8 protein-coding genes are annotated in these 9,718 nt (G+C 71.2%); 3 read left to right on the top strand and 5 right to left on the bottom strand.

The features are described from left to right. Nucleotides 1-35 precede the first annotated feature (35 nt). The gene (locus tag ASG91_RS08570; RefSeq protein WP_056922200.1) at nucleotides 36-2,057 is read left to right on the top strand and encodes an AAA family ATPase; all 2,022 of its coding nucleotides are present in this window, start codon (nucleotides 36-38) and stop codon (nucleotides 2,055-2,057) included. Nucleotides 2,058-2,086: 29 nt separating this feature from the next. Next, nucleotides 2,087-2,737: a hypothetical protein gene (locus tag ASG91_RS08565; RefSeq protein WP_056922199.1), complete on the top strand. Its 651-nt coding sequence runs from the start codon at nucleotides 2,087-2,089 to the stop codon at nucleotides 2,735-2,737. Nucleotides 2,738-2,741: 4 nt separating this feature from the next. Here ASG91_RS08565 and ASG91_RS08560 read toward each other — a convergent pair whose 3' ends face one another. Further along, on the bottom strand, nucleotides 2,742-3,257 hold the full coding sequence (locus ASG91_RS08560; protein WP_056922198.1) for an NUDIX hydrolase: 516 nt from the start codon (nucleotides 3,255-3,257) through the stop codon (nucleotides 2,742-2,744). Then, complete coding sequence (locus ASG91_RS20610) at nucleotides 3,254-3,994, bottom strand: DUF4031 domain-containing protein (protein WP_157606228.1); 741 nt, start codon at nucleotides 3,992-3,994, stop codon at nucleotides 3,254-3,256. The genes ASG91_RS08560 and ASG91_RS20610 overlap by 4 nt, the downstream gene beginning before the upstream one ends. 122 nt (nucleotides 3,995-4,116) lie before the next feature. Between ASG91_RS20610 and ASG91_RS08550 the strand changes: the two genes are divergently transcribed. Continuing rightward, complete coding sequence (locus ASG91_RS08550; protein WP_056922197.1) at nucleotides 4,117-4,407, top strand: WXG100 family type VII secretion target; 291 nt, start codon at nucleotides 4,117-4,119, stop codon at nucleotides 4,405-4,407. A gap of 108 nt (nucleotides 4,408-4,515) precedes the next feature. On the opposite strand, the gene ASG91_RS08545 is transcribed toward ASG91_RS08550, so the two are convergent. The 3 genes from ASG91_RS08545 to ASG91_RS08535 all read right to left on the bottom strand — a co-directional run bounded on the left by ASG91_RS08545 (nucleotide 4,516) and on the right by ASG91_RS08535 (nucleotide 9,716). After that, nucleotides 4,516-7,056, bottom strand: a complete 2,541-nt coding sequence (locus ASG91_RS08545) for an ABC transporter permease (RefSeq protein ID WP_056922196.1) — start codon at nucleotides 7,054-7,056, stop codon at nucleotides 4,516-4,518. A 2-nt stretch (nucleotides 7,057-7,058) separates the two neighbouring features. Further along, on the bottom strand, nucleotides 7,059-7,859 hold the full coding sequence (locus tag ASG91_RS08540) for an ABC transporter ATP-binding protein (protein ID WP_056922195.1): 801 nt from the start codon (nucleotides 7,857-7,859) through the stop codon (nucleotides 7,059-7,061). Nucleotides 7,860-8,018: 159 nt separating this feature from the next. Next, nucleotides 8,019-9,716: an alkaline phosphatase D family protein gene (locus ASG91_RS08535; RefSeq protein WP_235545481.1), complete on the bottom strand. Its 1,698-nt coding sequence runs from the start codon at nucleotides 9,714-9,716 to the stop codon at nucleotides 8,019-8,021. Nucleotides 9,717-9,718 lie beyond the last annotated feature (2 nt).

Raw genomic sequence — 9,718 nt, 5'->3', positions numbered from 1 at the left:
GACGCGGTGCCGACTCGGTGGCAAGGTAGACCCTTGTGTCTGCTACCGCCCCCACTCCGGAACTGAAGCGTGAGCAGGACTACCTCGGGGCGGCCCGCGAGGCCCTCGCCGCGATGCGGGAGCAGACCCTCTCGCTCAAGGTCCAGGCCCACGACCCGATCTCGGCGGAGCACCTGGCCCGAACCCTCCACCTGCGGGCCGCGTCCCTCCAGGACGACCCCTCGACCACCCTCTTCTTCGGGCGGATCGACACCGATACGGACGAGCGCTGGTACATCGGTCGACGCCACGTCGCCGACACCGACGGCGACCCGCTCGTCATCGACTGGCGGGCGGGCATGTCGACCGCCTTCTACCGGGCCTCGCGCACCGAGCCGATGGGCGTGGTCCTGCGGCGACGGTTTGGGCTCGACCGTGGCGCGATCACTGCCTACGAGGACGAGCACCTCCAGGACCGCGCCGAGCACGACGTCCGCAGCCAGATCCTCGCCGAGGAGATCGAGCGCCCGCGCGTGGGGCCGATGCGCGACATCGTGGCCACCATCCAGCCCGAGCAGGACGAGATCGTCCGGGCCGGCGCCGAGCAGACCATCTGCGTCCAGGGCGCCCCGGGCACGGGCAAGACCGCCGTCGGCCTGCACCGAGCGGCCTGGCTGCTCTATGCGTTCCGTGACCGGCTGGCCCGCTCCGGCGTCCTCGTCATCGGACCCAACCGCGCCTTCCTCGAGCACATCGGCGCGGTGCTGCCGGCCCTCGGCGAGGTCGCCGTCGGCCACACCACCATCGAGGAGCTGGTCGCCTCCGTTCCGGTCCGGGGGACCGACCCCACCGAGACCGCGGTCCTCAAGGGCGACGCACGGCTCGCCGAGGTGCTCCGGTATGCCGTGTGGTCGGCCGTGCAGCCTGCGACCGAGCCGCTCGTGGTGCCGCGCGGCGTGCGCAAGTGGCGGGTGCCGGCATACGAGGTCAACGAGATCCTCGACGAGCTGCGGTCCCGCGGCGTGCGCTACGACGCGGCCCGGCAGATGCTCCCGCAGCGGCTCGCCCACGCGGTCCTGTTGAAGATGGAGGGATCCGGCGACTCCCCCGACGACCGCGTGCAGGACCAGGTCGCGCGCTCCGCGGTGGTGAAGAAGTACGTCACCACGCTCTGGCCGGCGCTCGACGCCAAGGCTGTGCTCTTCTCCCTCCTGTCGGACCCCGCCGAGCTGGAGCGCCACTCGTCGGACCTGCTGAGCGACGACGAGCGGCGGATCCTGGTGTGGGACAACCCACCTCGCACCCAGGGATCCGCCAAGTGGTCGCGGGCCGACACCGTGCTGCTGGACGAGCTCGGCGACCACATCGCCCGCACCCCCTCCCTCGGTCACGTCGTGCTCGACGAGGCGCAGGACCTCTCCCCCATGCAGCTGCGCGCCGTGGGTCGGCGCTGTTCCACCGGCGCGGCAACAGTCCTCGGCGACATCGCCCAGGGCACCACGCCGTGGGCGACCGACTCGTGGGAGTCGTCCCTGCACCACCTGGGCAAGCCCGGCAGCCACGTCGAGGTGCTCGACCGGGGCTTCCGCGTGCCCGCCAGTGTCATCGAGTACGCCGCCCAGCTGCTCCCCCACATGGCGCCCGGGCTCGGCACCCCGGTCTCGGTGCGCGACAACCCCGGCCGGCTCGACCTCGTGGCGACCGACGCCGCCACCCTGCACGACCAGGTCGCCCGGGTAGTCGCTGCGGAGCTCGCGGAGCCGGGCTCGATCGGGGTCATCGCACCCGATGCCATGGTCGAGGCCCTGTCAGCCTCGTTGCAGCGCAACGGGATCGACCACGGCGTGCTCGGCCAGGACCACGGCGACATCGACCACCAGGTCGACGTGGTCCCGGCGACGGTGGCCAAGGGACTGGAGTTCGACCGGGTCGTCGTGGTCGAGCCGGCCGCCATCGCCGCGGCCGAGCCCGACGAGCGCACCGGCCTCCGACGCCTCTATGTCGTGCTCACGCGAGCGGTCTCGGCCCTCACCGTCGTGCACGCCGAATCGCTACCCGCCCAGCTGGGTCCCGCCTGACGGCCGCGATCTCTGCCAGAATCGCGCTCGTGCCGGCACTGATCACGTGGTGGACGCTCGACGTCGCCGAGCTCGCCCCCGGAGCGCACTCCGACGCCGTCCGGGCCGTCGGGGAGGACCTCCTGCGTCGGCTGGGCGAGGAGCACCGCCGCTACCACACGGCCCGACACGTGGTGGAGATGTTCTGGGCTCTCGAAGACCTCGAGGAAGCGGGGGTGGTGTCCGCGCGGCAGACCGCCCTAGCCCGCATCGCGGCGTGGTTCCACGACGCCGTCTACGACACCACGAGCTCGGGTGGGGAGAACGAGATCATGAGCGCCGACCTCGCCGTGCGCGACCTCTCGGCGCTGGGCTTCCCGGGCGAGGACGTGGAGACGGTGCGCGACCTGGTGCTGTCGACCCACGACCACGAGCTCACTGGCACGCCCCTGGCCGGCGCCTTCCACGACTCCGACCTGTGGATCCTCAGCGCACCGCCCGGGCGGTACGACGAGTACACCGCTCAGGTGCGCGAGGAGTATGCCGCCGTGCCCGACGACGTGTTCCGCGCGGCGCGGGCCTCGATCCTGCGTCCGTTCCTCGACCGCGAGACGATCTACGCCACCGAGTTCGCCCGGGAGTCGTGGGAGGACGCGGCCCGCGTCAACCTTGCCGCCGAGCTCGGGCTGCTCACCGGCTGAGCCCTCAGTCCCCTTCGGCCATCGCCGCGGCGACCAGGGGCCACCAGAACCGGCTGCCGGCCAGGGCCTCGAACTCCTCGGCGCTCACCCACCTCGGGTCGACCGCGTCGGGCTCGGACGCCACGAGCTCCGGTCCCGCCACCGGGAGCATGGCGCGGAAGACCTGCATCGACCCTCCGCCCTCGGGCCAGAGACCGTGCCGCGACCGGGGCGTGTAGACCTCGTGACCGAACACCCGCACGGCACCCGGCTCCAGCCGCAGACCGGTCTCCTCCCAGACCTCGCGCAGGGCGCACTCGAGCACCGACTCCCCGGGCTCGCGCCAGCCGCCCGGGATGCTCCACTCGCGGCGCCGCGGGCTGTAGGCCACGGCATACCGGCCGGTCGCATCCGTCACCACCATGGTGGCCACGAACACGCTCTCCTCGTCGACCGGTTCGTCCGACAGCCACAGCTCGACGTCGGCCGCGGAGCCATCGGCGAAGGTCGCCCCCGGGACGGAGGCGACCAGGCGGCTCACCGGGCCACCCGGTCGAGGTGGTCGACGAGGGGCCACCAGTGCCGACCCGACAGCTCGGCGGTCGCGTCCGACCAGCCGCGCCAGGTGCCGACTGAAGCGTCGTCGGACTCGAGGATGCGGTCCGCGAAGACGGCGAAGCAGGCCTTCGGCGTCGGCCACGGGTAGCCGTCGTCGGGCGTCGGCACCGTGTTGCGGACGTAGCCCACCAGGTGCGGCGCCAGCGCGGCCGGGCTGCCCAGCAGCTCGCGGACCAGCTCGCCCACGGCCTCGGGCACGGAGCCGTCACCGACCCGTCGCGAGGGGAGGTCGGCACCACCGTCGGGGCGCTCCACGACGAGGAGGTCGGGTCCGCGCAGCAGCACAAGGCGCACCACCACCGTGTTGGCCGGCGCATCGTCCTGGCGCGATGCGATCACGTCGGCCCGGGAACCCGGCGGCAGCCACGGTGCGTCGGGGACAGCCCGGACGACCCGCTCGTGCCGACGCTTCTGGATGCGCAGGCCGCTGCGCTGGAGGATCCGCACGACCTCACGGCCGTCCACCGGCGTGGCGCCCGCAGCGACCAGCGCGGCGTACCACTCCTCGGGCACGTCGTAGTGGTCGCCTTCGAAGCCACGGGCCGGAATCCCTTGTGCCGCAGCGAAGACGTGCAGCTCGTCGTAGGACGTGTCACTGACGAGGTGTGACCACAGCCGGCCATGGGCGGGCCACGCCGGCGGGTCGATCCAGATGGTCACCCGCCTGACGCTACCCGTCCCGGAGGGAGCCTGTGGACAACCGGGCGGGCCGGCCGCGCGCCGCCCCTAGCCTCGCCACAGGCGGAGGCCACGGGGGCGCCGCACTCGTCAGGAGGACAACCATGTCGGCACAGTTCACGGTGGACACCGAGCGCATCCAGGCCGCCTCGGGCGACATCGCCCGCATCTCGACCGAGATCGACGGCCAGGTCACGGCGATGATGGCCCGCCTGACCGGGCTGCAGGGAGCCTGGACCGGCTCGGCCTCGGCGCGGTTCCAGTCGCTCGTCTCCGAGTGGCAGGGCACCCAGAAGCAGGTGCGCACGTCGCTCGACTCGATCGGCTCGGTGTTGGCAGCGGCCGGCGCGCACTACGCCGAGACCGAGGCCCAGACCCTGCGCATGTTCAGCTGACCGGACGCGCCCGATCCCGGAGTCTTTGATCGATCGTCCACACCAGGGTGTGGTCAACCCATCAAAGACCCGGGGTCGGGAGCCGTCGGAGGTATGCCGGGTGGCCGGCTACTCGGTCGTGATGGCCTTGAGGACGTCGAGCCGGGCGGCCCGTCGCCCGGGCCACAGGGCCGCGAGCACACCCACGATCCCGGCCAGCACCACGAAGATCGCCAGCTGGCCGCCAGGGATCGACAACACGTCGATCCCTTCGTCGGCGAGGCTGCGCTGCAGCGCCCACCCGGCGGCGAGGCCGAGGGCGACCCCGAGCACCGCGCCGAGCAGGGCGATCGCGACCGACTCCAGCCGCAGCATGGTCCGCAGCTGTCGCCGGCTCAGTCCCACCGCCCGGAGCAGCCCGATCTCCCGGGTCCGCTCGATCACCGACAGCGCGAGGGTGTTGATGATGCCGAGGACGGCGATCACCACAGCCAGGCCGAGCAGCGCGTAGATGATGTAGAGCAGCTGGTCGATCGGAGCCCGCTGCTCCGCGGCGAACTCGTCCTGGTTCTTGAGCGTGACCGACGGCAGGTCTGCGATGACCTTCTCGATGCCTGCCTCGACCGCTTTGGGGTCGGCCCCCGGGGACCGCACCACGAAGGCGGCGCTGTCCTGCTGGGGCACCCCCGCAGCGTCGGCGTCGGTCAGCGTGACGATGATCGAGTTGGGCAGGGCCGCGGTGCTCTTGAAGACGCCGACGACCGTGGCCGTCCCCTTGGTGCCCGAGATGTCGGTGTCGACCTTGCTGCCGACCGACACACCCAGCGTGGTGGCGCGGTCGTCCGAGAGCAGGAGGGTGCCCGGCTTCAACGCGGCCAGCGAGCCACTGGTGAAGTCGATCGGCACGGCTTTGCCGAGGGCGACCGGGTCCACAGCAGCTGCGAAGCCCCTGTCGCCGTTGACCGAGACCCCGAGGTAGCGCATCGGGCTGACCACCGCGACGCCCGGGACGGCGGCGACGTCACGGGTGACCGTCGTCGAGAACGGCTGGCCGATCGCGTTGGAGACCACGTAGTCGGCGGCGAAGTTCTCGTTGATCGACTTGTCGACGCTGGCCTTCGCGGAGGCGCCGAAGACCGACATCATCGCCACGAGGGTCAGCCCGATCATCAGGGCGGACGCCGTCGCCGCGGTGCGACGAGGGTTGCGGGTCGCGTTCTGCTCAGCCATCAACCCCACCGCGCCGAACAGCCGGCGGTAGGCCAGGCCCAGCAGGTGGATGACCGGCCGGCCCACGACGGGACTCGTGAGGATCGCGGCCATCACCAGCGCGAACACCCCGGAGCCCACCCAGTAGGACGAGTGGTCGATCGGCGTGAAGGCGCCGAGGAAGGTGTTCCAGAGCCCGATGACGAACAGCACCGAGCCGATCCAGATGCGCCGGTGCAGGGTCGCCTCCGGCAGCGCGATGTCGTCGCGCATGGCTGCCACCGGGGGCATCTTGCCTGCGCGGCGAGCGGGCAGGTAGGCGGCCAGCATCGTCACGACCATGCCCACGGCATACGCGATGAGGGCGGTGCTCGGCTGGAAGACGAGCGGCGATCCGCTGAGGTCGAGGCCGAAGCGCGCGAAGAGCGCCTGGATGCCGAGCGCGAGGAGGAACCCCGCGCCCAGGCCGACGGTCGACCCGACCAGCCCGACGACGAAGGCCTCGAACAGCACCGACCCGGTCACCTGTCGCCGCCCCGCGCCGAGGGCTCGCAGCATCGCGAGCTCACGGCTGCGCTGCGCCACGAGGATCGAGAAGGTGTTGATGATGAGGAACGACCCGACGAACAGGGCGATCCCGGCGAAGACGAGCAGGAAGATGTTGATGAAGGAGAGCGCCTGGTTGATGCCGGTCGCCTGCTCCTTGGCCACGGACGCGCCCGTCACGGCCTCGAAACCCTTGGGCAGTGCGGACTGGATGCTGGCTGCGAGGTCCTCAGGACTGGTGCCGTCCTTGGCCGTCACCCAGACGTCCGAGAACTCGTCCTTGCCGCCGTAATAGAGGTCCTGGGCGGTCTTGGTGTCGAAGAAGGCGAGCGTCGCCCCGACCGTCCCGCCCTTGAACTCGGCCAGCCCGACGAGGGTGGCGGTGACCTTCGGCTTCGCACCGCTGGTCACCAGGGTGACGGTGTCGCCCACGACGTAGTCGGCCCGGCGGGCGGTGCCGGTGTCGAGCACCACCTCACCCGACGTGTTCGGCCAGTGCCCTTCGGCGATCGTCGCCGGTGGCTCACCACCGGTGGTCGGGGCGTCGTTCCACGAGAGGCCGAGCCCGGGTGGGCCACCACCGCCGATCAGCTTGCCCTTCTTGGACACGACGAACGTGGTGGGGTCGGTGACGTTGCCGTCGGCGCGGGCCACGTCGGGCAGCCCCGACAGGGTCTGCACGAGGCTGCCCGGCACGGTCTTGGACGTGGGTCCGGAGTCGAAGTCACTGCTCGCGGTGTCGGGCCGGACGACGACCTCGCCCACGGTGTTGACGATGCCGTCGAAGGCCCGGCTCAGGGTGTCGGTGAAGATGAACGACCCCGAGACGAACGAGACCCCGAGGATGATGGCGAAGGCGCTCATGAACAGCCGCAGCTTGCGGCCGAGCAGGCTCTTCCAGCTGGCCCGCAACATGGTCAGGCGCCTGCCGGGTCGGGCTGGATCCGCACGTCGAGGCGCTTCATCCGCTCGAGGATCTTGTCCGCGGTCGGCTCACGCATCTCGTCGACGACGCGGCCGTCCGCGAGGAAGACCACCCGGTCGGTGTGGGCGGCGGCGACCGGGTCGTGGGTGACCATGACGATGGTCTGCCCGAACTCGTCGACGCTGCGCCGCAGGAAGCCGAGCACCTCGGCGCCGGACGTCGAGTCGAGGTTGCCCGTGGGCTCGTCGGCGAAGACGATCTCGGGCTTGCTCACCAGGGCACGCGCGCAGGCGACCCGCTGCTGCTGACCACCCGAGAGCTCGTTCGGTCGGTGGCTGAGCCGGTCGCGCAGCCCGACGGTCTGGATCACGGTGTCGAACCAGGCCGGGTCGGCCTTGCGCCCTGCGATCGCCAGGGGCAGGAGGATGTTCTCCTCCGCGTTGAGGGTCGGGATGAGGTTGAAGGACTGGAAGACGAACCCGATCCGGTCGCGGCGCAGGGTGGTCAGGGCCTTGTCCTTGAGCCGGGTGATGTCGACGTCGCCGATGTAGACCTCACCGCTGGTCACGGCGTCGAGGCCGGCCGCGCAGTGCATCATCGTCGACTTGCCGGACCCGGACGGCCCCATGATCGCGGTGAACTCCCCGCGGGCCAGGTCGACGCTGACCCCGTCGAGGGCGCGGACCTCGGCCTCCCCCTTGCCGTAGACCTTGTGCAGGTTCACGACCCGGGCGGCGGCAGCGCGCGTGGTGGACGCCACGGGGGCGTCGGCGGTCAGGGGTGTCGCAGTCATCTCAGGCTCCCGGCTCATGGTGGATTCCGTTCTCGTCAAAGGTAGGGACGCGGTCACTGCGACGCATTCAGGTTCGACCCTGAGCCCACCCTGAGTGAACCCCCAGTCCGCCTACCGGCTGTCCACCAAACGGTGGACGGCCGGTGAACGTGCCCGCGCTCAGCTGATCGAGACCCGGGCCACCTGGCGCAGCTCGGGGGCGTCGTAGCGGTCGCCCCTGACCTCGCCGGCCTCCCAGCGCATCACCAGGCCGCGTCCGCGCACCTCGAGGGTGGCGAGGTTGTTGTCGAACCACGGTCCCTGGGTCACCGACCACTGGTATGGCGCGCTGGGCACCTTCTCGGTGCGGCCCACGAGGAACTGGAGCGGACGGGCCAGACCCTTGCCGAGGACGGCCTGCGCGATGCGGACCTGACGCGGCAGGGGGTTGCGGATGGGTGAGCACACCGCCTGCAGGATCCGGCTGCTGCCGCCGCCCAGCTGGTCGGGGCTGATCTCGGTCACGTACGAGTTGTGCACGTCGCCGGACAGGAAGGTGATCGTCCCCGGCGCCTTCCCGCGCTCGCCGTGGGCGACCTGCACCACCATGTCGAGGACGGCGGCGAACCCTTCCTGGAAGGCGGCCCAGTGCTCGAGGTCGAGGGCGCGGCGCATCTTCTCGCCCCACTTGGCCACCCGTGGCCCCCAGGCCCCGGTCGCCATCGCCTCGTTGATCGCCTCGAGGTCGTGGATGCCCTGCGCGATGAAGAACGGGAGGGAGGTGCCGATGAACAGGTGGTCCACGTCGCCCCGCAGCTGGCCGTCGAGCCAGGCGAGCTCGTCGTCGTCGAGGATCGAGCGTCGTTCGGGCTGCAGCACCCGCGCCGCGCGCGAGTCCACCACCACGAGCTTGGACTCCCCCAGGTCGCGGGCGTAGCTCCAGCGGTAGGTCTCCGGCTTGGTGTCCACCCGCTCGGCGAGCTCGTCGAGCACCTGGGTCAGGTCGAGCTCGTCGCTCATCCCGGACTCCGCGTGGGCCACGATCTGCTGCCACACCTCGTCGTCGGCCAGCTCCTCCGGCGAGAGGTTGCCGACGTGCTGGTACACCCAGTAGGAGGAGAGCCCGCCGACGATCCGCTCGTGCCACCAGGAGGTCTGGTTCATCTCGCGGTGCCAGCTCTGCGAGGTGTTCCAGTCGTCGCGGATGTCGTGGTCGTCGAAGATCATCGCGCTCGGCAACGTCGAGAGCAGCCAGCGGTTGAGCGGGTCGGTCCACGCCAGCCAGTAGAGGTGGGAGTACTCCACGAAGTCCTTGAGCTCCTCGCCCGGTGGCTCGTCGAGGCTCCGCCGCGAGGCGATGTACTCGCGCATCGGCTCGCTGGTCTCGTCGGCGTACACCTGGTCGCCGAGGAAGCACAGCAGGTGCGGCCAGTCGGCCTCCTGCCGCTCGGGCCGGCTCAGGTGGTGGGCGTAGGCGCGGAGCGCGTCGACGCCGTTGCTCGCGTTCCCGTCGGCGTCGTGCGGCACGCTGGTGCGACAGGAGCCGAAGGCGAGGCGGGTGGGCTCGCTGCGCACCAGGGTCCGGATCCGGCTGGGCGGCAGGTCGGTGCGCTCCGGCTCGGCCTCGGGCCAGACCCGCTCGTCGTCGATGTCGACCTCGTAGTCGCTGGCCGAACCCGGCTCCAGGCCGTCGAGCACGACCAGGGCGTAGTGCCGGTCATGGGCCCCGAAGGTCGGCGCGGACCACTCGTGGTCGAACGCGCGGACCCGCACCACCGCGGCGTCCCGGGTCTGGACCCAGATCGTCGCCGACCTCTCGCCGATGTAGCGGAGCAGCGGCCCCAGGACGAGGGGACCGGCGGGAGGGTGAGTCGACACGA

The sequence above is a fragment of the Phycicoccus sp. Soil802 genome (assembly GCF_001429605.1).
Classification (GTDB): Bacteria; Actinomycetota; Actinomycetes; order Actinomycetales; family Dermatophilaceae; genus Pedococcus.
Note: the sequence above shows the minus strand (reverse complement) of the source record. Positions and strands in the feature narration are given on the sequence as shown.

Excerpts from the sequence above, each read along its gene's own strand:
- ASG91_RS08550 (WP_056922197.1), top strand. The coding sequence starts at position 4,117 with ATGTCGGCACAGTTCACGGTGGACACCGAGCGCATCCAGGCCGCCTCG.
- ASG91_RS08545 (WP_056922196.1), bottom strand. The coding sequence starts at position 7,056 with ATGTTGCGGGCCAGCTGGAAGAGCCTGCTCGGCCGCAAGCTGCGGCTG.
- ASG91_RS08540 (WP_056922195.1), bottom strand. The coding sequence starts at position 7,859 with ATGACTGCGACACCCCTGACCGCCGACGCCCCCGTGGCGTCCACCACG.